This is a genomic window from Vibrio sp. JC009 (genome assembly GCF_029016485.1).
Classification (GTDB): Bacteria; Pseudomonadota; Gammaproteobacteria; order Enterobacterales; family Vibrionaceae; genus Vibrio.
In genome coordinates, this window is record NZ_CP092106.1 from 2,996,015 (window position 1) to 3,019,298 (window position 23,284).

A 23,284-nucleotide genomic window follows, 5' to 3' on the forward strand; every position below is an offset into this window, starting at 1 on the left:
TGTTTTGGTACTTAATCTTTCGATTAAGATTTGAGAACTTTTACAAATAACAATAATCAATTGTTATTTTGTCAGCTTTCCAAATTGTTAAAGAGCAAAGTGTTACTTTCTACTTAAAGAATCGCACTTTCTAAAGATTCTCAGAGCTCAAAAATCCAACCAACTCGATACTTCTTATTGGTTTGGATTACAACGTCCAAAAATACTTAGAGAGTGGTGGGCGATACCGGGCTCGAACCAGTGACCCCCTGCTTGTAAGGCAGGTGCTCTCCCAACTGAGCTAATCGCCCACAGCTTGTTTGTCTCCGCTTTTGAAAAAGCAGAAGCAAAACTGAGGTTTTCCAAGAATGGTGGAGCTAAGCAGGATCGAACTGCTGACCTCCTGCGTGCAAGGCAGGCGCTCTCCCAGCTGAGCTATAGCCCCATATCTTGAGAAAATGGTGGGTCGTACAGGATTCGAACCTGTGACAAATTGGTTAAAAGCCAACTGCTCTACCAACTGAGCTAACGACCCTTTTTACTTCGAAAAGAAGTGGTATCCCGTAGGGGAGTCGAACCCCTGTTACCGCCGTGAAAGGGCGGTGTCCTAGGCCTCTAGACGAACGGGACACTATATTTGTTTCCACTTTTAAAAAAGCAGAACCAAAACTGTTGAAAGTGTTGGGCACTTTCTTTTCTCTTTACTTTATAAACCATCAATCTGTGTGGACACTAATCAACAACAATCTATCGTTTAAGGAGGTGATCCAGCCCCAGGTTCCCCTAGGGCTACCTTGTTACGACTTCACCCCAGTCATGAACCACAAAGTGGTAAGCGTCCCCCCGAAGGTTAAACTACCTACTTCTTTTGCAGCCCACTCCCATGGTGTGACGGGCGGTGTGTACAAGGCCCGGGAACGTATTCACCGTGGCATTCTGATCCACGATTACTAGCGATTCCGACTTCATGGAGTCGAGTTGCAGACTCCAATCCGGACTACGACGCACTTTTTGGGATTCGCTAACTTTCGCAAGCTTGCCGCCCTCTGTATGCGCCATTGTAGCACGTGTGTAGCCCTACTCGTAAGGGCCATGATGACTTGACGTCGTCCCCACCTTCCTCCGGTTTATCACCGGCAGTCTCCCTGGAGTTCCCGACATTACTCGCTGGCAAACAAGGATAAGGGTTGCGCTCGTTGCGGGACTTAACCCAACATTTCACAACACGAGCTGACGACAGCCATGCAGCACCTGTCTCAGAGTTCCCGAAGGCACACTAAAATCTCTTCTAGCTTCTCTGGATGTCAAGAGTAGGTAAGGTTCTTCGCGTTGCATCGAATTAAACCACATGCTCCACCGCTTGTGCGGGCCCCCGTCAATTCATTTGAGTTTTAATCTTGCGACCGTACTCCCCAGGCGGTCTACTTAACGCGTTAGCTCCGAAAGCCACTCCTCAAGGGAACAACCTCCAAGTAGACATCGTTTACGGCGTGGACTACCAGGGTATCTAATCCTGTTTGCTCCCCACGCTTTCGCATCTGAGTGTCAGTATCTGTCCAGGGGGCCGCCTTCGCCACCGGTATTCCTTCAGATCTCTACGCATTTCACCGCTACACCTGAAATTCTACCCCCCTCTACAGTACTCTAGCTTGCCAGTTTCAAATGACCTTCCGAGGTTGAGCCCCGGGCTTTCACATCTGACTTAACAAACCACCTGCATGCGCTTTACGCCCAGTAATTCCGATTAACGCTCGCACCCTCCGTATTACCGCGGCTGCTGGCACGGAGTTAGCCGGTGCTTCTTCTGCAGCTAACGTCAAATAATAAGCGTATTAAACTTACTACCTTCCTCACTGCTGAAAGTGCTTTACAACCCGAAGGCCTTCTTCACACACGCGGCATGGCTGCATCAGGCTTGCGCCCATTGTGCAATATTCCCCACTGCTGCCTCCCGTAGGAGTCTGGACCGTGTCTCAGTTCCAGTGTGGCTGATCATCCTCTCAGACCAGCTAGAGATCGTCGCCTTGGTGAGCCTTTACCTCACCAACTAGCTAATCTCACTTAGGCGTATCCTATAGCGTGAGGCCCGAAGGTCCCCCACTTTACTCCGAAGAGGTTATGCGGTATTAGCCATCGTTTCCAATGGTTATCCCCCTCTACAGGGCAACTTCCTAAGCATTACTCACCCGTCCGCCGCTCGACGCCCATAAGCGCACCCGAAGGATTGTTTATGTCGTTTCCGCTCGACTTGCATGTGTTAGGCCTGCCGCCAGCGTTCAATCTGAGCCATGATCAAACTCTTCAATTTAAGATTTTGTCGGCTCAATGAATACTGATTTCATTACTAAGTAATGTTGAATTGACTGTGCCGAATGATTACTCATTCGTATTGGTCACTCAGTTCATTGAAACCAAATTGTTTCCGAAGAAACTATTTTGATTGTCATCAACGAGTGCCCACACAGATTGATAGGTTTATATTGTTAAAGAGCAGGTTTTGATTACGTTCTTGTTACAGAACTCTCAAAACGGACGGTCATTTTATCGAGATAAATCACAGTGTCAAATACTTTTTTCACTTTTTTGTTTTTACTTTATCAGTAGAAACAAAATTTATTTCGCATTTTCATTTTGACCTTCTGAACATCGGCTAAACTCTTGCGAGGCTTACCGTGTCAGCGAGGGGGCATTATAGAGATCGAATTATTCTTGGCAAGCGTTTTTTTGGCTTTTTTCTAAAAAAAATCACTTTTCACGAGAATCTTTCTGAAAGGCTTATTTGTACATGTTTATTAAGCCAAAAATCACAATTTATCCACAGATTTATTAAATCCAGACCAAAAAATAGACAAGGAAAGCGCCTTTCCTGACAGGAAGGCCCCGATTTGTTTTTCTGAAGAGGATGACTAAACCCGATAATAAAGTGTTTTACTTTTCTTCTACCCGAACCTGCTTAAATCCCACAGCCATAGCTGACTTAGATGCAAGATCCAAATCGTAGTACTGGCACTCTTCTCCATGTATGTCTGTCATAATGACGAATCCACCCTTAGCATGGCGGAATTCGACAACCCAACCCTCTTCCTGAATAGAAGGCTCAATGATCGCCTCCACCAGTTGGTTGCTTCTATAAAGAGTTCTTAGTTCTGTAAGTGTCATATCCGCCCCCGTGTTATCCAATCGACTATGACGTTACTGACTATTTACCTATATAAGCATGGCTCAAACACAGCAATATGCTACTTTTAATTAAATTTAGATATAAAAAAGCACCGCATTAGAAAACGGTGCTATTAAACTGATCCATAGAAAACAAAGGTACGCAATTTAGTAAGCCAGCTTAACTCCGGCAAACCAACCATTTATCAGGCAGTCCATCTCCCGGTCCGCAATTTCAGTAAAGGTATAATCCATTACTCTATAACCACCTCTGAGTGATACCTTCGTGCTTCCGGCATCAAAAGCATACTCGAGGCCTGCCAACACATCCGCTGTTTTCTTTCCGTTCCTGTCAGAGAAATCATATTCACCAATAATCTCTATCGCTGTATCAGGGATCCGGATAGCACCTGCGGCGTAAAGACTCCAAACCCAGCCATCGAAACTGTATTTATCATTTTGTTCATCGATAAGCTGAGTATCTGTGTACTGAGAGGCTGAGATACCTGCGTTAAAATGAAGGGACTCATCTTCTATCAGCTTGTAGTAAAACGTGAAGTCATACTTATCCAGGTCAATACTGCGGGAATCAACATTGCTATATCGGATTTTGACATTGGGAAGGTAGCTGAACTCATGTTCAATCGCAGCAAACAAAGAGACGGCCTCATCATCAACAGATGGCTCTTTGTTTAGTTTACTGGAGGGGTACCAGTAATCTGCAGCAACTTGTGCAGAGATCATTTCGGAGCAGGAGGCTAACGGCGGATAGAAGAATAAAATCCCCGCCGCTATATAAGGTATGCCATTTCTCATACGTTGCCTCTATTTGCTATAAACACTGAGTAACCAGCAAAACAGAATAACAACTCATATAAGTAGCATCAAAGCAATTAGTTAGATATGACAAACTAATGACATTACAGGCTACCTGTAGTGATTATACCTGCGTCCTCTGTTGCTTCCCTTATATATCCACACAACAATGGCAATCACGATCAACCAGGGAAGCAGCTTAAGAGCAAATCCAAGCATTCCCGCAAGAAACATTACCAGGAAAGATACTGCCATCGCTCCCAGTATTGTCAGCATAGATATACCAGTAAATAAAAGCATTCCTAAAAACACTAGCAGAAAAACAAACTCTAACATGGCAACTCTCCTCTTTTCTCTGAATATTGCAGGAAGCAAGCCAACTTCAGCACTGCTTTAATTCATTGAAATAAAAGGAGTTCAAAAAAGGCCGTATACTAAAAGTATCCGGCCTTATTGGTATTTGGCGAAATTTACCAGTTTATCTGGTGATATTTACACATCTAACTCAGAAGGGATTTTAGCCAGAGCAGCCTGAACCACTTCAATACCCGCTCCTTTCTTATGAGCATTTTCGCTTATATAGCGGCGCCACTGACGAGCACCCGGCATATTCTGGAACAGGCCCAGCATATGACGCGTGATATGACCAAGGTATGCGCCGTTTACCAGCTCCTTTTCAATATAAGGATACATCTCTTCCACAACCAGGCGGCGTTTCTTCGCGGGCTTATCCAAACCAAAGATTACCTGGTCCACCTGTGAAAGCAGATAAGGATTCTGATAAGCTTCACGGCCAACCATCACGCCATCCAGATGCTGAAGATGTTCAAGGCTTTCTTCCAGAGTTTTAACACCGCCATTTACGCCAATAGTTAAATGCGGAAAGTCTTTCTTCAGTTGATAGGCTCGCGGATAATCCAGAGGTGGGATCTCACGATTCTCTTTCGGGCTAAGACCACTAAGCCAGGCTTTTCTTGCGTGAATAGTAAAGTCCTGACAGCCGCCCTTCTCGTGTACGGTTGAGACAAAGGTGGTCAGAAACTCATAGGAATCCTGATCATCAATGCCAATCCGGGTTTTCACCGTTACAGGAACATCTACCACTTCTTTCATTGCACTGACACACTCAGCCACCAGCTCCGGCTCAGCCATAAGACAGGCACCAAACTTACCATTCTGCACACGGTCAGAAGGGCAACCCACATTAAGGTTAATTTCGTCATACCCACGCTCTTGCGCCAGCTTGGCACATGTCGCCAGGTCTTGCGGATTAGAACCACCAAGCTGCAAAGCCACCGGATGCTCTTCCTCACTGTACGCCAGGAAGTCACCTTTACCGTGGATAATAGCGCCGGTTGTTACCATCTCTGTATAAAGCAGAGTTTCAGAAGTCAGCAGACGATGAAAGTAACGGCAGTGTCTGTCTGTCCAATCGAGCATGGGCGCAATAGAAAACCGGGAGCTATCATATTTACTGGTGTTGTCAGCGTTTGTCATGGTGTTGCCTCAAACGGGTATACAGAGCTGTAGCCCTGCATACAGAATATTAGTAGTCGATAATTTAAAGTTCGCGCATTATACACTCAAGAAGGAAAATGTCACTTCAGCGCTTCCGGGCTGACCTCAGGAATAAACTAAGGTATTAGTTACTAAATAATTCCAAAACAGTGAGAACTCATGCGATATACTTGATCAGTACAAGCCTTTTAGCTTACTGTATGACCAGATGTCTTAAAGATAAGGCAAATTAAGTACATTTCGCATCAAATGGTGAGTAATTTGGTCAGTTCTTTGGTAGAGCAAGTTTCAGAAATATGTGAAACACGTGGAGTTAGGTTTACTCCCCAGCGTAAGCGGGTCTTTGAATTGATTAGCGCGAGTTCCGGAGCATCCAGCGCCTATGACTTGCTGGAGCAGTTAAAAGCAACAGAACCTCAAGCTAAGCCACCCACTGTTTACAGAGCACTAGACTTTTTGCTTGAACAGGGCTTTATCCACAAAGTAGAATCTGATAACAGTTACATATGTTGTTGTTCTTGCGGTACAGGTAAACATCATTCTCAACTGCTTATTTGTGACAAATGTGGTAACGTAATAGAGTTACTAGATGATACTCTACCAGATCTCCTGGCAAAGAATGCCAGGGAACACGGCTTTAAAATATCTGACAATGTCATTGAAACCCATGGTACTTGCCGTAAGTGCTTATCAGATACAAAAAAACAAGATAGATAGACTGTTATGCGCGCAGAATTTGTAAATCCGTTTTTAGCTTCATTAATGAATGTCCTAAAAACTATGGCTTCACTGGAACTGAAGCCTCAGAAGCCCCGAGTGAAAAAAGACGAAATTGCTCGTGGTGATGTTTCAGGCCTTATCGGTATGGTTGGTGACCAGACCCGGGGCTCTATGTCGATAACTTTTGACGAAGGCCTTGCTCTGGAAATTATGCAGAACATGCTGGGCGAAAGGCCGAACGGTCTGAACGAAGAAGTGACTGACATGGTCGGTGAAATCACCAACATGGTTACCGGTGGTGCGAAACGCATCCTTTCAGACAGTGGCTTCGAATTTGATATGGCAACACCGATTGTTGTATCAGGTAAAGGACACACCATTCGTCATAAATGCGAAGGTGCCATTATCATTATGCCGTTTACCTCAGAGTGGGGTAATGCGTTTATTGAGATTTGCTTTGAATAAATTATGACCCTAGGCCCTGGGTTATTGGGCCCTGGGAAAGAGGAATAAAAAAGCTGATGCACTATGCATCAGCTTTTTTTTTATTCCTGAAAGTCTGGAAAACTAAATCTCCCAACTTCCGAGGGCACAGGGCCTAATAACCCAGGGCCCTTTCTCCTACGCCTTATACGCTTTAAACGCGTTAATCAGACCATTCGTTGAACTGTCGTGAGTATCAACTGCAGACTCATCAGCCAGTTCTGGCAAGATTTGGTTTGCTAGTTGCTTACCAAGTTCTACACCCCACTGGTCGAAAGTGAAGATGTTCCAGATAACGCCCTGAACGAAGATCTTGTGTTCGTACATAGCGATCAGGCTACCAAGAGTGCTTGGTGTGATCTGCTTAACCAGGATAGAGTTAGTTGGACGGTTACCTTCAAATACTTTGAAAGGAACCAGATCTTTCACTTCTTCAGCGCTCTTACCTGCAGCAGCGAATTCAGCTTCTACCTGCTCTTTTGTCTTACCAAATGCCAGAGCTTCAGTCTGAGCAAAGAAGTTAGACATCAGCTTCTGATGGTGGTCGCCAACAGCGTTGTGGCTGATAGCCGGAGCGATAAAGTCACAAGGGATCAGTTTAGTACCCTGGTGGATCAGCTGATAGAAAGCGTGCTGACCGTTTGTACCTGGTTCACCCCAGATGATTGGACCAGTCTGGTAGTCAACAGGGTTGCCGTCACGGTCAGTGTACTTACCGTTCGATTCCATGTTGCCCTGCTGGAAGTATGCAGCAAAACGGTGCATGTACTGGTCGTATGGCAGAATAGTTTCCGATTCAGCGCCATAGAAGTTGTTATACCAGATACCGATAAGTGCAAGGATAGCCGGGATGTTCTGCTCCAGCGGAGTAGAAGTGAAGTGGTTATCCATCTCGTGAGCACCGGTTAGCAGCTCAACATAGTTATCAAAACCAACACCTAGTGCAATAGAAAGACCGATTGCAGACCATAGAGAGTAACGGCCGCCTACCCAGCTCCAGAACTCAAACATGTTTTCTGTATCGATACCAAACGCTGATACTGCATCACCGTTAGTAGAAAGAGCAGCAAAGTGCTTAGCAACGTGAGCTTCATCAGAAGCAGCAGCAAGGAACCAGTCACGTGCAGTGTGCGCGTTTGTCATGGTTTCCTGAGTAGTGAACGTCTTAGAAGCAACCAGGAACAGAGTTGTTTCAGGGTCAACTTTCTTCAGAGTTTCCGCGATGTGAGTACCATCAACGTTAGAAACAAAGTGCATGTTCAGGTGAGTCTTGTATGGTGCAAGAGCTTCAGTCACCATGTACGGACCAAGGTCTGAACCACCGATACCGATGTTTACCACATCAGTAATAGCTTTACCTGTGTAACCTTTCCAGTCACCAGAAACAACGCGGTTAGTGAAAGACTTCATTTTTTCCAGAACAGCGTTAACTGCCGGCATTACATCTTCACCGTCAACCATAACAGGCTTGTTGCTACGGTTACGTAGCGCAGTGTGCAAAACAGCACGGCCTTCAGTCTGGTTGATCTTCTCACCGCTGAACATAGCTTCGATAGCAGCTTTCAGATCAGTTTCTTCCGCAAGTGCAAACAGTTTTTCCATTGTTTCCTGGTTGATCAGGTTTTTGGAGTAATCAACCAGAATATCTGAGCCAAATTTTGCAGAAAACTTATCAAAGCGATCTGCATCCTGAGCGAACAACGTTTTTAGTTCCATATCCTGAGCAGACTCAAAATGAGCTGTCAGAGCTTTCCAAGCTTGAGTTTGAGTTGGGTTAATGTTTTTCAACATGCTTTCTATCCCGATGTTACAGTAGTTTTTATATTCAGTTGTTCGTAAAAGGATTTCTACGAGAACCGAATCCCTGTTATAAAAAAAAGAGGTCCATTGTTTATGCTAAAGCATAAATCGTTGTTATATATTTTCAGATGAGATTATTGCGTAACTGGGATGTACGCTTTTTGAGTTACATCAGATAACATCCCGTTAATAATGCCACGCATTTGAAAACACTATCCTTTATCACCACCTTTGCCAATGAAAAAGAGAGCTACCGGTATGTGGATACAGAAAACCATACAACTTAAATCCAAAAAACGTGGCTTTCATCTAGTTACTGATGAAATTCAACAACAGATTCCTGAGATTGCAACAATCACAGCTGGAATTGTTCATATATTTATCCAGCACACCTCTGCCAGCTTAACCATAAATGAAAATGCCGATCCTACGGTACGGACTGATATGGAAAGCCACTTCAGCAAATTTGTTCCGGAGCGCGCCAGTTATTACCTTCACACCTACGAAGGTGATGATGATATGCCGGCACATATCAAGGCATCGATACTGGGAAGCTCGGTTACCATTCCGGTAAGCAAGGGAGATCTGGCTCTTGGAACATGGCAGGGAATCTACCTTGGAGAGCACAGAGACTTTGCAGGCTCAAGAAGGATAGTGGTAACAATCAACGGTGAGTAGCAAGATAGTCCATCTCTACCCGGGAAGTCAGCCTGGTTACCAGTTCATAGGCGATGGTCCCAACATGTTTGGCAACCTCTTCAACCGGTAACTGGTTTCCCCACAAAACAGCTTCGTCACCGACTTTATCCTGTGCTTCAGGTCCTAAATCGACCGTCAGCATATCCATCGAAACCCGACCGGAAAGTGGCACAATGCGGCCATTCACCCAGACAGGCGTTCCATTTGGCGCAGTACGCGGGTAGCCGTCACCATAACCAATCGCAATAACTCCGACTTTGGTATCCCGCTCACTGGTCCAGGTACCGCCATAGCCAACGCTTTCTCCCTTTTTCACATCACGGACCGCAATCAGGCAGGATCTAAGCGTCATTACCGGCTTATAACCAAGGCTTGTTGCATCCTGATCGTTAAAAGGAGAAACGCCATACATAATGATTCCGGGACGGTTCCACTCCAGGCGGCTTTCCGGCCATGCAAGAATACCGGCCGACGCTGCCAGTGAGCGCTCACCGGTCAGGTTTTCTGTTAGCTTAAGAAAGAGTTCTGTCTGATCCGGCGTGACCTGACTGCTCAGCTCATCAGCAGAAGCAAAATGGCTGATATAGCGAACAGAGTCCGCAACATTTGGACACGCTTCAAGGCGGGTTACAAACTCATCAAGCTGTTCAGGTCTGACACCCAGGCGATGCATACCGGTATCGATTTTTAACCAGACCTGTACCGGGCTTTTCAGACTGGCATTTTCCAGAGCTTGTAACTGCTCGCTGGTATGTACAACTGTTTGAAGATTGTGAGTAACTATGGCTTCCAGATCTTCAGCAACATAGAAACCTTCCAGCAAAAGAACCGGCTTTTCAATCCCAGCAGAGCGAAGCTTAAGCGCCTCTTCAATCCTCGCCACGCCATAAGCATCTGCTGAATCCAGGTGCTGCGCGACTTCTACCATTCCATGACCATAGGCATTTGCTTTAACCACTGCCAGAAGCTTGCTTTCAGGCGACTGAGCTCTCAACTTATCGAAATTGTGCTGCAGGGCAGACAGATCAACAGACGCGGTTGCGGCTTTCACATTGGTCATAGAACGAAATACTCCTTACTCTTTATCACTCTTCGTCAAAATCAGGGCCAGCATAGTTATCGAAGCGGGAGAACTGCCCCTGGAAAGTAAGACGAACCGAGCCGATAGGACCGTTACGCTGCTTACCGATAATAATTTCTGCAATTCCTTTTAGTGAACTGTCCTGGTTATATACCTCATCCCGGTAGATAAACATGATTAAGTCCGCATCCTGCTCGATGGAGCCCGATTCACGAAGATCCGAGTTTACCGGACGTTTATCCGCCCTTTGCTCAAGGGAACGGTTAAGCTGTGATAGTGCCACAACAGGAACATTCAGCTCTTTTGCCAGCGCTTTCAGGGAGCGGGATATCTCGGCGATCTCCAGAGTACGGTTATCTGATAGTGCCGGAACACGCATAAGCTGAAGGTAGTCCACCATGATCATGCTTAGTCCGCCATGTTCACGGGCAATACGACGGGCACGTGAACGGAGTTCTGTCGGAGTCAGACCTGAGCTGTCATCGATATACATATTTTTCTTCTCCATAAGAATTCCCATGGTAGAAGAAATTTTGCCCCAGTCTTCATCATCAAGCTGACCGGTACGGATTTTGGTCTGATCCACCCGGGAAAGGGAGGCCAGCATACGCATCATAATCTGTTCCGAGGGCATCTCCAGTGAGAAGATAAGTACAGGTTTATCCTGCCCCATCGCTGCGTTTTCACACAGGTTCATGGCAAAGGTGGTTTTACCCATAGAAGGACGGGCCGCAACAATAATCAGATCCGAACCCTGCAAGCCTGCGGTTTTCTTATTGAGATCGGTAAAGCCGGTATCTACCCCGGTCACACCATCCTGAGGCGTTTTATAAAGAAGCTCGATACGCTCCAGAGTACTTTCCAGAATGCGGTCTACATTCTGAGGGCCTTCGTTTTCGCTGGTGCGGGATTCCGCAATGGCAAATACCTTTCTCTCGGCCAGATCCAGTAAGTCTTCGGAGTTTCTGCCCTGAGGATCATAACCGGCATCGGCGATCTCATTGGCCACCCCGATAAGGCTTCTGACCATTGCCCTTTCGGCAACAATGTCAGCATAGGCATTGATGTTCGCCGCACTCGGAGTGTTTTTTACCAGATCAGCAAGGTAAGCAAATCCGCCAACATCCTCCAACTGCTCCCGCAGTTCTAGGTGCTCAGACAGAGTAATAAGGTCAAGAGGCTGGCTATCTTCAAGAAGGGCCTGAACGCCCTCAAAAATAAGTCTGTGCGGACGGCTGTAAAAATCCGTAGCAAGCACTTTTTCTGCAACGGTATCCCAACGCTCATTGTCCAGCAACAGGCCGCCGATAACCGACTGTTCTGCTTCTAAAGAGTGAGGTGGAACCTTAATTGCGTCTACTTGTGAATCAGCTTGTTTGTTGTTTCGGACTTCAGCCATAACGACTCTTATTAACCTGAGATTCTGATAACGATAGCCCGCTATTATAACGGTTCTCGATTGTTTGTAACTGTTTTAGAGGCAAAAAAAAACACCAGCCGGAGCTGGTGTTTTTCAATTCGCTTTGATGCCGAAAATTACTCAGCAGCAACAACCTGTAGGTTGATTGTAGCAAATACTTCAGAGTGAAGCTGGATGCTGATTTCGAACTCACCAGTTGTACGTAGAGCACCTTCAGGAAGGCGAACTTCGCTCTTAGCAACTTCAACGCCTGCAGCAGTAACTGCGTCAGCGATGTCACGAGTACCGATAGAACCGAATAGTTTACCTTCGTCACCAGCTTTAGATGCGATAACAACAGCTTCAAGAGCGTTTACTTTCTCAGCGCGAGCTTCAGCAGCAGTTAGTTGCTCAGCAACTTTTGCTTCTAGTTCAGCACGACGAGCTTCGAACATTTCAACGTTAGCTTTAGTTGCCATTACTGCCTTATTCTGAGGGATAAGGAAGTTACGAGCGTAACCAGATTTAACGTTAACAGTATCGCCAAGACCACCTAGGTTACCGATTTTATCAAGTAGAATAACTTGCATTGTTTAATCCTCTTTCTTAATAAACGGTGCCGATTACTGATGCTTATCAGTGTATGGCAGTAGAGCTAGGTAGCGAGCACGCTTGATAGCGCGAGCTAGCTGACGCTGATACTTAGCGCTTGTACCAGTGATACGGCTAGGTACGATTTTACCAGCTTCAGTGATGTAGTTTTTAAGAGTTGCTACGTCTTTGTAATCAATCTCTTGTACGCCTTCTGCAGTGAAACGGCAGAATTTACGACGACGGAAGAAACGAGCCATGGGCTATCTCCTGATCTTAAATTTGAGTAAAGTTGTACTAATTACTGAGTAAATTACTCAGCAGCAGCTTCTGGTTTAGCTTCTGCACGCTCTTCACGACGAGGAGCACGCTCTGCACGCTCTTCTTTTTGCTTAAGCATGATAGATTGCTCAGTTACAGCAGCTTTAGTACGCATGATCATGTTACGTAGAACTGCATCGTTGAAACGGAAAGCAGTTTCTAGTTCATCGATTACAGCCTGGTCAGCTTCAACGTTCATAAGAACGTAGTGAGCTTTGTGAAGCTTGTTGATTGGGTAAGCCATTTGACGACGACCCCAGTCTTCCAGACGGTGGATAGTACCGCCAGCTTCAGTGATAGAACCAGTGTAACGCTCGATCATGCCAGCAACTTGCTCGCTTTGATCTGGGTGCACCATGAATACGATTTCGTAATGACGCATTGGTTGCTCCTTACGGATTATTCAGCTTCCACAAATGGCCCGGTCCGTCCAGAGGAAGCAAGGAACTAATAAAATAGACCGGAATTAAGGACGGCAAATTGTATAGAAATGAAGCGGGGAGGGCAAGGGGAAAATTGAATTTAGTTTGGATATTTCAACACCTCAGGTTTGGTGCTTGGCCCTCGGACGGGCTACGCCCTATCGGGCCCTGGGAAGTCGCTATGATCTGACTTCCCAGGCACCAGCAGGGCGTAGCCCGACCCCAGGGCCCAGGGCCTTTATTTCCGCTGCCTGACAGCCTCAAACAAACAAATCCCGCTTGCCACAGAAACATTCAGGCTCGAAACACTCCCCGCCATAGGAATCTTAATCAAATCATCACAGGTTTCACGGGTAAGGCGGCGCATACCGTCTCCTTCGGCACCCATAACGATAGCAAGCGATCCGCCTTTCAGGTTGGACTGGTAGATATCGTGGGTCGCTTCACCGGCTGTACCGACAATCCATACGCCCTGCTCCTGCATGGCGCGCATTGTACGGGCCAGGTTGGTTACCCGGATAAGAGGGACTGTTTCTGCTGCGCCGCAGGCAACTTTACTTACGGTTGCAGTAAGAGGTGCAGACTTGTCTTTAGGTACAATAACGGCCGCTACACCTGCTGCGTCAGAGTTTCTCAGGCAGGCACCAAGATTATGCGGATCGGTCACGCCATCCAGAATCAAAAACAGTGGCTGCTCATTCTGAGCAATAATCTCATCCAGATCGTTTTCGTTTAGCTGCTTAGCAGGCTTCACCTTGGCAATAATGCCCTGATGGTTAGCGCCCCGTGCTTTATCATCCAGTGCCTTTCGGCCCATCTGCTGGATAGAAACACCGAACTGCTGAAGTTCATTCAGGATCGGCAACAGACGGTCATCCTGACGCCCTTTAAGAACAAAGGCTTCAATAAATCGTGCCGGATCTCTTTCCAGCACGGCTTTTACGGCATGAATACCGTAGATAAATTCGTTACTCATGATTTCTCTTCAATTCCAAATTCTCCCCCCTTTTCAGGAGGGAGCTAGAGGGGTTATTTTCGCTTGCCTTTCGACTTATTCACTTTAGCGCGTGACTTCTTCTTACGTGCTTTTTCAGCTTTAGTCTTCTTGCGTGCTGGGTTCTTTCCTGACTCTTCCGATGAACCGTCAGGGCGTTTGGTCGGCTCAATTAACGCTTTTGCTTTCCCGCCCTTACGCGCCTTCACTGCCGCTTTCTTTTTAGAAGACGCTTTTTTCTCGGCTTCTGCGGCACGTTTTTTGGCTGTTTTTCCTTTGCCGCGTAGCTTACGACTTGTTTCGACTAATTCAAAGTCAATTTGTCTGTCATCCAGATTTACCGACAGCACTTTCACTTTGACCTGATCACCAAGCCGGTAGATATGACCAAAGCTCTCACCAATCAGTCGCTGACCGATAGGATCAAACTGATAGTAGTCATTCGCCAACGTGGATATATGCACAAGGCCGTCAATGTGCAGCTCTGTCAGCCTGACAAAAAAACCAAAGCCGGTCACATTGGCGATGACCCCTTCCAGCTCTTCACCCACGTGATCCTGCATATATTCACACTTGAGCCAGTCAGCCACTTCACGGGTTGCATCATCAGCACGACGTTCTGTCATCGAGCACTGCTCGCCGTAGAAGTCCATATCATCAAAGGAGTAATGGAAGCCACCGGTTGGTGTCCAGCGATCCTTGTTGCGCCCCTCTTTTTTCGCGATCAGATATTTGATGGCGCGGTGCAGCAAGAGATCCGGATAACGGCGGATCGGTGAGGTAAAGTGCGCATAACGTTTTAGCGCCAGGCCAAAGTGTCCGGCATTATCAGGGTTGTAAACCGCCTGCTTCATTGAGCGCAGCAGCATAATCTGAATCAGCTCTTTGTCCGGTCTTTCACCGATGGCGTGCATCAGGTTGGCATAGTCGGTTGGAGACGGCTCCAGGCCACCAGCCAGATTCAGTCCAAGCTCACCAAGGAAATCCCTGAATCCGGTTAAGCGCTCTTCTCCCGGAGATTCGTGAATACGGTACAGAGCCGGCTCTTTCAGCTTTTCCACCAACGAGGCTGAAGCGATATTGGCCAGAATCATACACTCTTCAATCAGTTTATGAGCATCATTGCGGATAACCGGCTCAATGCGGTCAATCTTACGTTCTGCATTGAAGATAAACTTGGTTTCTACGGTTTCAAATTCAATAGCGCCACGGTTCTCTCGCGAATGCTTAAGCACCTTATACATCTTGTGCAGCTCTTCGAGATGCGGAACCAGAGGGTCGTATCTTTCGCGCAGCTCTTTATCGCCGTTAAGGATGGCATCAACCTTGGTATAGGTAAGACGGGCATGGGAGTTCATTACCGCTTCGTAGTGCTTGTAGCCTGACAGACGGCCTGCTGCGGATACTGTCATCTCACATACCATACAGAGGCGGTCTACCTGGGGGTTCAGAGAACAAAGGCCATTGGACAGCACTTCCGGCAGCATAGGCACAACCTGAGATGGGAAGTAGACAGAGTTACCCCGGTTAATCGCTTCTTTGTCCAGAGCCGTATCCGGGCGGACATAGTAGCTCACATCAGCAATTGCAACCCACAAGCGCCAGCCACCGCTTGGCTTGGCCTCACAGTAAACCGCATCATCGAAGTCTCGGGCATCTTCGCCATCTATAGTCACCAGAGGTAAGTCTCTCAGATCTACCCTGCCCTGTTTGGCCTCTTCCGGCACTTCCTCACCAAGGTCAGCAATCTGTTTTTCAACCTCTTCCGGCCAGTCCTGCGGGATTTGGTGGGTACGGATGGCGATCTGGGTTTCCATACCCGGCGCCATATTCTCACCGAGCACTTCAACCACTTTACCCATCATTCCCTGAGTACGGGTAGCTCTGTCGGTGATCTCAATAACAACCACATTCCCCATACGGGCACCCGCTCTGTGCTCGTTCGGGATCAGAATATCCTGACTGATACGGGAGTCATCAGAAACCACATAGGCAAAGCCCTGATCCATAAAGAAGCGACCGACAATCTGAGTCTTTCGCTCTTCCAGAACGCGTACCAGCCTGCCCTCTTTGCGTCCGCGCCTGTCTGTTCCGGCCGGCTGAACCAGCACGTAATCACCGTGAATAATACTGCGCATCTGATGAAAAGGCAGCAGCAAGTCATTCTCTTTGCCGACACTGCCTTCCGGCCTTACCCAGCCATGACCATCTTTATGACCGATAACATAGCCTTTAACCATCTCAAGTTTGTCAGGCAGTGCATAGCATTGCCTGCGAGTAAACACTAACTGACCATCACGTTCCATCGCCCTTAGCCTGCGACGCAATCCCTCATACTGATCCTCGCCGGAAAGTCCCAGCACCTCGAACAGATCATTTCTGTTCATAGGCACATTCGCTTCCGTCAGAAATTCAATAATGAATTCCCGGCTCGGAATTGGATTTTCGTACTTTTGGGATTCACGATCAGCAAATTGATCCTGGATTTTTTTGTCGGTCATTATAAAACCTGTCCTAGAAGGGTCTTGTTGCCTTAAGTATATAGAAGTATTAGTTAACTTACATAAATAAAACGCCCTGCTTGAGCAGGGCGCGGGATAGAGTTCGAAAAGAGTACGGTTTTTACTCTGTTACCAGAATACCTCACGGCGTTTCGCTCTGGCGATGATGTTCTGAGGCATTCTCTGCTCAAGGCCATCACGCAACACTTTGATTCTTCTGTGTGTGCGTTTATCTGCAGTCACTGAGTTATATAACCAGCGGTAGGCATCTTCATAATCCAGCGGACTGCCGTAATCACGTAACAGCAGTTCAGCCAGATGAATTCGGGCATTCAGGTTCCCCATCTGCGCTGCTTCTCTCAGGTAAGGTATCGCTCTCTCCTTATCCTGCTGCACTAAAGTACCCCGAGAATAATATCTGCCTAACTGCTCCAGAGCGGCCGGTAAACCCTGATGAGCCGCATTCTCAATATAATACAGACCCAGTTCTACATCCTGGTCTACACATACCCCCCATGAAAGCATGTCACCATACAAAAACTCGTAAGCAGGCAGGCTGATACGCGTTGCACGGGCAACGATATCTTCCACAATCTGACACTTATCCGCTTTTATTCTTTCAAGATGTTTATTCTTGTTGATTAAATTTATCAATTCCGCTTCGCTGTAAATCGGAACTGGCTCACCCACCTCATCAGCCGCACTGGCAAATGGTGAACTCAGAACAAGTAACAACGAAGCTGCTATCGCTTTCAGCTTCATGGCTGCACTCTTTTCTCAAACCGTGCTTTGTTATCGGCAGAAATTTTGTTCGCTTTAGGGAAATATAGCGTAGAAAGTTTAGGCGGGCGTTGCGGGTGGGGGGAATGGTGATCTTGGTTCAAGGGTCAAGGTTATGGGGTTATGGGGTTATGGGGTTATGGGGTTATGGGGTTATGGGGTTATGGGGTTATGGGGTTATGGGGTTATGCAAGATTTGATTCGACTGCACATGATGTCAAGCTTTTTCAGCTTTTCCCTATAGCCCTATCCCCCTCACGGACGAAGTCCGCCCCATAGCCCTAAAAAACAAAAAGGCCAACTATCCCTAGCTGGCCTTCTATCCATTCCGTAATCAAAAAATGATTAAGAATTAAAAGGATGAACCTTAATAATAGTCTCGTTACGGTCAGGGCCAGTAGAGATAATATCTACAGGAACGCCTGTCAGCTCTTCGATGCGCTTGATGTAATTAAGTGCTGCTTGTGGCAGTGCATCAAGAGATTTTGCACCGAATGTGTTTTCAGACCAGCCTGGCATAGTTTCGTAGATTGGCGTTACTTTTTCGAACTCATCAGCCGCCATTGGAGAAACTTCCATTACAGAGCCGTCTTCCATCTTGTAACCAGTACAGATTTTCAGCTCTTCAAGACCGTCAAGTACGTCCAGTTTAGTCAGGCAGAAACCAGACAGAGAGTTAATCTGGATTGCACGACGCATAGCAACAGCATCAAACCAGCCTGTACGGCGCAGACGTCCGGTAGTCGCACCAAACTCGTGGCCAACTTCACCCAGGTGTTTGCCTACAGGGTCTTGCTTGTCCAGACCATCATACAGCTCAGTAGGGAAAGGACCAGAACCAACGCGAGTACAGTAAGCTTTCGCAATACCAAGGATGTAACCGATATGACGTGGACCGAAACCAGAACCTGCAGCAACACCACCAGCGGTTGTGTTTGAAGAGGTTACGTACGGGTATGTACCGTGGTCGATATCCAGCAGAGTACCTTGCGCACCTTCGAACATGATCTTGTCGCCACGCTTACGCGCTGCATCAAGCTCATCAGTTACGTCAATAACCATAGAAGTCAGAAGATCAGCGTAGCCCATAGCCTGCTCAAGAACGTCTTCATAACTTACTGGCTCTGCTTTGTAGAAGTGCTGTAGCTGGAAGTTATGGAAATCCATTACTTCTTTCAGTTTTTCAGCAAATGCTTCTTTATCAAAAAGATCACCAACACGAAGACCGCGACGAGCAACTTTATCTTCGTAAGCAGGACCGATACCACGGCCTGTTGTACCAAGTGCTTTCTTACCACGAGCGGCTTCACGAGCCTGGTCCATTGCAATATGGTACGGAAGAATCAGCGGACATGCCTCAGAAATGAACAGACGTTCACGAACCGGAATTCCACGCTCTTCCAGTGGCTTCATCTCTTTGATTAAAGCATCAGGAGACAAAACAACACCGTTACCGATAATACATTTCACATTATCGCGTAAGATACCTGATGGAATTAAGTGGAGAACGGTTTTTTCACCGTCGATGACTAGAGTATGACCTGCATTATGCCCGCCCTGATAGCGAACAGTGTATTTTGCTTCATCCGTTAAAAGGTCTACGATTTTCCCTTTACCTTCATCACCCCATTGGGTGCCAAGAACGACTACGTTATTTCCCATCTTTCCCAAGTCTGCTTGCTAGTTAAAAATGGATTCTAGCACCGATAAAAAAATCTTGCAGTCATTTTTTGAGCATAAAAATGTCATAATTGCGAAAGCAAATGTAAATTGGAAATCCAGTATCTTGATAAGTATAAATTTTCACATTAGGGGTAACTAAATGGACAGAGCAATTTTTCTGGCACTGGGATTTGTCTTGATAGCAGAAGGAATAGGTCCGCTGATAGCCCCGAATGGCTGGAGAAAAATGGTGGCGCAGCTAAGTGAACAGCCGGACAATCAGCTCAGGCGAGTTGGCGGGTGTCTTGTTGTTGCGGGGGCTGTTATTGCGTTTATGGTTGCCTGACCGAAATATAATGGTCTTGGGTTATGGGGTTATGGGGTTATGGGGTTATGGGAGATTTTCCCTATAGCCTTATAACCTTCAAGGGCAAAGCCCGTCCCATAGCCCAATAAAAAAGGCTCCGCACCGGGAGCCTTTTACGATTTACAAAGAGCAAATTATTTCGACGAAACCGAACCTTTCGCTTCATTCATATACTTAAAGAAGTCACTCTTAGGATCCAGAACCAGGATATCGCTCTTCTCAGCAAATGAACGCTCATAGGCTTGCAGTGAACGTAGGAAGCTGAAGAACTCAGGATCTTTGTTGTATGCATTTGAGTAGATACCCGCAGCTTTTGCGTCTGCTTCACCTCGTGTTACACGAGCTGTTTTATCCGCTTCCGCAAGAACCGTTGCTACTTCAAGCTCAGCCTGTGCACGGATAACTTCAGCTTTTTCACGGCCCTGAGAGCGGTGTTTACGAGCAACCGTTTCACGCTCTGCGCGCATACGCTTGTAGATAGAGTCACTGATTTCATCCGGCAGGTTGATTTTCTTCATACGGAAGTCAACCACTCGTACCCCAAGGTCACTCATTGCACTTACCTGAGTGTCCTTAAGTACGTTTGCCATGATGACATCACGCTGACCGTCAATCTCAAGAGCCTGAAGGCTAGCTTCAGTCAAACCTTCGCTACTAGGGACAGGAACAGCGTCCTGGTTAGAACGAGGACCAGAAACGATCTGCTTGATTTCACGGGAACCGATCTCAGAACGCAGTACGTCTGTTACTTTACGTTCCAGAAGCGCCTGTGCCGTCAGCGTATCACCGCCACCAGTTGCCAGGTAGTACTGACCGAAGTCTTCAATACGCCATTTTACGTAGGAATCGATGATTACGTCTTTTTTCTCAGAGGTAACGAAACGGTCAGCACGACCATCCATTGTCTGAATAAGCGCATTCAGCGTCTTCACGCGATCAAACAGAGGCATCTTGACATGCAGACCCGGCTCGTAAATACGAGACACTTCATTGTTGTCTTTCAGTACCCGGCCAAAGCGGATCACGATACCGCGCTCGCCTTCAGGGATAACAAACAATGACATCAGGGTTAAAGCTATTGCCACAACCAATACAGGGATCATTAACTTACGCATTATTAGTATCTCCCCTGACGCGTTGTAGTTGAACGGGATGTGGAGTTAGTCTGCGTATCAGTACGCTGAGACTCCAGCTCAATTTCATCATAGGCTGATGTTGTCTTAGCTTTACGTCTTGTTGCCGTTTCGCCACTGGACTGTCCCAGTTTATCAACCGGAAGATATAGCAGGTTACCGCTTGATTCTGAATCAATCAGAACCTTAGAGGTCGCTGTATAAACTTCTTCCATAGTATCCAGGTACAGACGATCACGGGTAACTTCAGGTGCAGCCTGGTATTCCGGAAGCAGTTTTTCAAACTGAGCAACCTGACCAAGTGCTTCGTTAATTGTACGCTCTGAGTAACCCTGTGCTTCTTTCTTCAGACGTTCTGCACGACCTGTTGCTTTAGGCAGGATTTCGTTTTCGTAAGCTTCCGCTTCACGAATGTAACGCTCCTCATCCTCTCGCGCCGCGATAGCGTCATCGAATGCGTCTTTAACCTGCTCCGGCGGACGGGCATCCTGGAAAGTCACATCAACAACAAGCAGACCCATATCGTAATTATCGATAATACGATTCAGCTCTTCTTGTGTGCTTTGACGGATCTGCTGACGACCACTGGTCAGGATAGAGTCCATCAAAGAGTCACCGATTACCGCACGCAGCGCTGAGTCAGTTGCCTGACGCAAGCTGTCATCTGCGTTAGTTACACGGAACAGATACTTGTACGGGTCAGAAACACGGTACTGAACACCCATCTCTACGGTAACCACGTTCTCATCTTTAGTCAGCATGGTACCCGATGCGCGCAGTGCACGAATTGCCTGAACGTTTACAGGAGTAACTTCATCGATAAAGCGAGGACGCCAGTTCAGACCTGGATCTTCAATACGGTCGTACTTACCTAACCTAAGCACTACACCTCTTTCCGCTTCACCAATGGTATAGAAACCGGCAAACACCCAGATTGCGATAGCAACAACAGCAATCAGGCCGAAACCAATCGCGCCACCGCTGCCACCGACAGAAGGCATTCCACCTTTCTTACCAAACTTTCCACCCAGCTTTTGGCTCAGTTTATTAAAAACCTCATCCAAGTCTGGCGGTCCTTGATCACGGCCACCTTTTCCGCCGCGATCATTATTCCCCCACGGGTCATTATCGCGGCCATTATTATTGCCGTTATTATTACCAGGCTCATTCCACGCCATCAGAAAGCTCCATCATTTAGTATGACGTTATACTGTAGCAGTCCTTTAGTGAACGATAAAGTCACCCAGAACTGCCCCTTCTCTTTTTTCAAGTCTAGACCAATCTACCTGTTGCATTCGGATATCGATCAATAAGTTACCATCTGTATCATATTCTTCGCCCTGAATCGACTTCATTTCAAAAAATGTGCTACGCAGCTTTCCCTGAAATTGTGGCGGAATACGAAGACGGTACTGAACCATTTGGCTCGCCAATCGTTCAGTCAGTGCTTCAAACAGCAGATCAATACCTAAGCCTTCCATTGCAGAAACCCAGACTCTTCGGGGAATCCCCTCATCGTCTCTTTCTATACGTGGTTTCTGCCCATCCAGATTATCAATTTTGTTCATTACGATAAGAGAAGGAACTTCATTCGCTTCAATTTCTTCCAGAACAATATCGACAGCCTCGATGTTTTCCCGGAAACGATCATCACTGGCATCTACTACATGCAGCAGAATGTCAGCTTCCTGAGTTTCCTGTAGTGTTGCTTTAAAGGCAGCAACAAGGTCATGTGGCAAGTGACGGATAAAGCCTACCGTATCCGCAAGGATCGATGGGCCAACATCAGCAAGCTCAATTTTTCTTAATGTCGGATCCAGAGTAGCAAACAGCTGATCGGCGGCATATACCCCCGCTTCAGTGATCCGGTTGAACAGTGTCGACTTACCGGCGTTGGTATAACCGACAAGTGAAATGGTAGGAATCTCTGCCCGGCTCCGGGCCCTTCTTCCCTGTTCGCGTTGTTTTGCTACTTTCTCCAGACGACGCAAGATTGCTTTAATACGATCACGCAATAAACGTCGGTCAGTTTCTAACTGAGTTTCACCCGGCCCACGTAAACCAATACCACCTTTCTGTCTCTCCAAGTGAGTCCAGCCTCTGATCAGGCGGGTAGAAATGTGGCGCAACTGTGCCAGCTCAACCTGCAGCTTACCTTCGTGGGTACGCGCTCGCTGAGCAAAAATATCAAGGATCAGACCGGTCCGGTCCAATACCCGGCATTTACACAAGTGTTCTAGGTTTCTTTCCTGGGCAGGAGAGAGGGCGTGATTGAAAATCACAATTTCAGCTCCGGCTAACTGCACAGCTTGTGCAATCTCCTGAGCCTTTCCCTCTCCAACATAATACTTAGGGTGCGGAGCCTGACGACTACCGGTAATAACCTGTAGCGTGTTGACTCCGGCGGAGGAGACCAGCATTTCAAATTCGCTTAAATCTTCCCACTCTCCCTCTTGCGTGAAGTTGATATGAACAAGAACAGCCTGCTCACCGGCTTCATAACGGTCAAACAAGCAATCAACTCCTTAATAACAAGTTAGTTATTTTACTATTAATCTTCAGATTTCTCTTGTGGACGGTCACCCTGAGGGCGATCGGAATTACTGTGATGTGTTACTGCGCGTGCAGGAACAACAGTAGAAATAGCGTGCTTATATACCATCTGGTTAACAGTATTTTTCAGCAGGATAACAAACTGGTCAAAAGACTCGATCTGACCTTGTAGTTTGATACCGTTCACTAGATAAATTGATACAGGCACACGTTCACGACGTAATGCATTTAGAAATGGGTCTTGTAGAGATTGCCCCTTAGCCATTTTTATTTTCCTTATGTTTGTAGTTGTAATTATTTAGCTAG

Annotated in this window: 22 protein-coding genes, 4 tRNA genes and 1 rRNA gene; 4 read left to right on the top strand and 23 right to left on the bottom strand. The window is 46.8% G+C overall.

The window, feature by feature from the left end:
- Positions 1-214: 214 nt before the first annotated feature.
- The 9 genes from L3Q72_RS13305 to dusA form a co-directional block, all read right to left on the bottom strand.
- Positions 215-290 (bottom strand) — tRNA-Val (locus L3Q72_RS13305).
- 58 nt (positions 291-348) lie between these two features.
- A tRNA-Ala gene (locus tag L3Q72_RS13310) sits at positions 349-424 on the bottom strand.
- A 14-nt stretch (positions 425-438) separates the two neighbouring features.
- Positions 439-514, bottom strand: a tRNA-Lys gene (locus tag L3Q72_RS13315).
- Positions 515-533: 19 nt separating this feature from the next.
- Positions 534-609, bottom strand: a tRNA-Glu gene (locus L3Q72_RS13320).
- Positions 610-734: 125 nt separating this feature from the next.
- A 16S ribosomal RNA gene (locus L3Q72_RS13325) occupies positions 735-2,287 on the bottom strand.
- A 620-nt stretch (positions 2,288-2,907) separates the two neighbouring features.
- Positions 2,908-3,138, bottom strand: coding sequence for a hypothetical protein (locus L3Q72_RS13330; RefSeq protein WP_275130414.1), 231 nt, complete (start codon positions 3,136-3,138; stop codon positions 2,908-2,910).
- Between the two features lie 168 nt (positions 3,139-3,306).
- A complete protein-coding gene (locus tag L3Q72_RS13335; protein WP_275130415.1) occupies positions 3,307-3,954 on the bottom strand; it encodes a TIGR04219 family outer membrane beta-barrel protein in 648 nt (215 codons plus the stop codon).
- 111 nt (positions 3,955-4,065) lie between these two features.
- Entirely contained in the window at positions 4,066-4,290 is a 225-nt protein-coding gene (gene pspG / locus L3Q72_RS13340) for an envelope stress response protein PspG (protein WP_275130416.1), read from the bottom strand.
- Between the two features lie 156 nt (positions 4,291-4,446).
- A complete protein-coding gene (gene dusA, locus L3Q72_RS13345) occupies positions 4,447-5,451 on the bottom strand; it encodes a tRNA dihydrouridine(20/20a) synthase DusA (RefSeq protein ID WP_275130417.1) in 1,005 nt (334 codons plus the stop codon).
- Between the two features lie 270 nt (positions 5,452-5,721).
- Between dusA and zur the strand changes: the two genes are divergently transcribed.
- Both zur and L3Q72_RS13355 read left to right on the top strand, forming a co-directional pair.
- A complete protein-coding gene (gene zur / locus L3Q72_RS13350; RefSeq protein ID WP_275130418.1) occupies positions 5,722-6,189 on the top strand; it encodes a zinc uptake transcriptional repressor Zur in 468 nt (155 codons plus the stop codon).
- 6 nt (positions 6,190-6,195) lie between these two features.
- Positions 6,196-6,657 (top strand): chemotaxis protein CheX, encoded by a 462-nt coding sequence (locus tag L3Q72_RS13355; protein WP_275130419.1) that lies wholly within the window; start codon positions 6,196-6,198, stop codon positions 6,655-6,657.
- A 156-nt stretch (positions 6,658-6,813) separates the two neighbouring features.
- Here L3Q72_RS13355 and pgi read toward each other — a convergent pair whose 3' ends face one another.
- Complete coding sequence (gene pgi / locus L3Q72_RS13360) at positions 6,814-8,466, bottom strand: glucose-6-phosphate isomerase (RefSeq protein ID WP_275130420.1); 1,653 nt, start codon at positions 8,464-8,466, stop codon at positions 6,814-6,816.
- Between the two features lie 267 nt (positions 8,467-8,733).
- On the opposite strand from pgi, the gene L3Q72_RS13365 reads away from it, so the two are divergent.
- Positions 8,734-9,153 (top strand): secondary thiamine-phosphate synthase enzyme YjbQ, encoded by a 420-nt coding sequence (locus L3Q72_RS13365; protein ID WP_275130421.1) that lies wholly within the window; start codon positions 8,734-8,736, stop codon positions 9,151-9,153.
- Here the strand turns inward: L3Q72_RS13365 and alr are convergent.
- The 9 genes from alr to L3Q72_RS13410 all read right to left on the bottom strand — a co-directional run bounded on the left by alr (position 9,140) and on the right by L3Q72_RS13410 (position 18,925).
- Positions 9,140-10,234, bottom strand: coding sequence for an alanine racemase (gene alr, locus L3Q72_RS13370; protein ID WP_275130422.1), 1,095 nt, complete (start codon positions 10,232-10,234; stop codon positions 9,140-9,142). The genes L3Q72_RS13365 and alr overlap by 14 nt on opposite strands.
- Before the next feature lie 25 nt (positions 10,235-10,259).
- A complete protein-coding gene (locus L3Q72_RS13375; protein WP_275130423.1) occupies positions 10,260-11,654 on the bottom strand; it encodes a replicative DNA helicase in 1,395 nt (464 codons plus the stop codon).
- Between the two features lie 137 nt (positions 11,655-11,791).
- Positions 11,792-12,244, bottom strand: coding sequence for a 50S ribosomal protein L9 (gene rplI / locus L3Q72_RS13380; RefSeq protein ID WP_275130424.1), 453 nt, complete (start codon positions 12,242-12,244; stop codon positions 11,792-11,794).
- Between the two features lie 33 nt (positions 12,245-12,277).
- A complete protein-coding gene (gene rpsR, locus L3Q72_RS13385; RefSeq protein WP_000090471.1) occupies positions 12,278-12,505 on the bottom strand; it encodes a 30S ribosomal protein S18 in 228 nt (75 codons plus the stop codon).
- Positions 12,506-12,558: 53 nt separating this feature from the next.
- Positions 12,559-12,948: a 30S ribosomal protein S6 gene (rpsF, locus tag L3Q72_RS13390; RefSeq protein ID WP_275130425.1), complete on the bottom strand. Its 390-nt coding sequence runs from the start codon at positions 12,946-12,948 to the stop codon at positions 12,559-12,561.
- A 278-nt stretch (positions 12,949-13,226) separates the two neighbouring features.
- Entirely contained in the window at positions 13,227-13,964 is a 738-nt protein-coding gene (rlmB, locus tag L3Q72_RS13395) for a 23S rRNA (guanosine(2251)-2'-O)-methyltransferase RlmB (protein WP_275130426.1), read from the bottom strand.
- Positions 13,965-14,017: 53 nt separating this feature from the next.
- The gene (gene rnr / locus L3Q72_RS13400) at positions 14,018-16,483 is read right to left on the bottom strand and encodes a ribonuclease R (protein ID WP_275130427.1); all 2,466 of its coding nucleotides are present in this window, start codon (positions 16,481-16,483) and stop codon (positions 14,018-14,020) included.
- A 129-nt stretch (positions 16,484-16,612) separates the two neighbouring features.
- A complete protein-coding gene (locus tag L3Q72_RS13405; RefSeq protein ID WP_275130428.1) occupies positions 16,613-17,245 on the bottom strand; it encodes a tetratricopeptide repeat protein in 633 nt (210 codons plus the stop codon).
- 363 nt (positions 17,246-17,608) lie between these two features.
- Positions 17,609-18,925, bottom strand: coding sequence for an adenylosuccinate synthase (locus L3Q72_RS13410; RefSeq protein ID WP_275130429.1), 1,317 nt, complete (start codon positions 18,923-18,925; stop codon positions 17,609-17,611).
- A 160-nt stretch (positions 18,926-19,085) separates the two neighbouring features.
- Here L3Q72_RS13410 and L3Q72_RS13415 point away from each other — a divergent pair, with 160 nt between their 5' ends.
- Positions 19,086-19,271, top strand: coding sequence for a DUF2065 domain-containing protein (locus L3Q72_RS13415; protein WP_275130430.1), 186 nt, complete (start codon positions 19,086-19,088; stop codon positions 19,269-19,271).
- Between the two features lie 155 nt (positions 19,272-19,426).
- Here L3Q72_RS13415 and hflC read toward each other — a convergent pair whose 3' ends face one another.
- The 4 genes from hflC to hfq are packed head-to-tail and all read right to left on the bottom strand — an operon-like array spanning position 19,427 to position 23,243.
- The gene (gene hflC, locus L3Q72_RS13420; RefSeq protein WP_275130431.1) at positions 19,427-20,407 is read right to left on the bottom strand and encodes a protease modulator HflC; all 981 of its coding nucleotides are present in this window, start codon (positions 20,405-20,407) and stop codon (positions 19,427-19,429) included.
- A gap of 2 nt (positions 20,408-20,409) precedes the next feature.
- Complete coding sequence (hflK, locus tag L3Q72_RS13425; RefSeq protein WP_275130432.1) at positions 20,410-21,603, bottom strand: FtsH protease activity modulator HflK; 1,194 nt, start codon at positions 21,601-21,603, stop codon at positions 20,410-20,412.
- A 45-nt stretch (positions 21,604-21,648) separates the two neighbouring features.
- Positions 21,649-22,938 (bottom strand): ribosome rescue GTPase HflX, encoded by a 1,290-nt coding sequence (gene hflX, locus L3Q72_RS13430; RefSeq protein WP_275130433.1) that lies wholly within the window; start codon positions 22,936-22,938, stop codon positions 21,649-21,651.
- Between the two features lie 38 nt (positions 22,939-22,976).
- Positions 22,977-23,243: an RNA chaperone Hfq gene (gene hfq, locus L3Q72_RS13435; protein WP_275130434.1), complete on the bottom strand. Its 267-nt coding sequence runs from the start codon at positions 23,241-23,243 to the stop codon at positions 22,977-22,979.
- Positions 23,244-23,284: the final 41 nt, after the last annotated feature.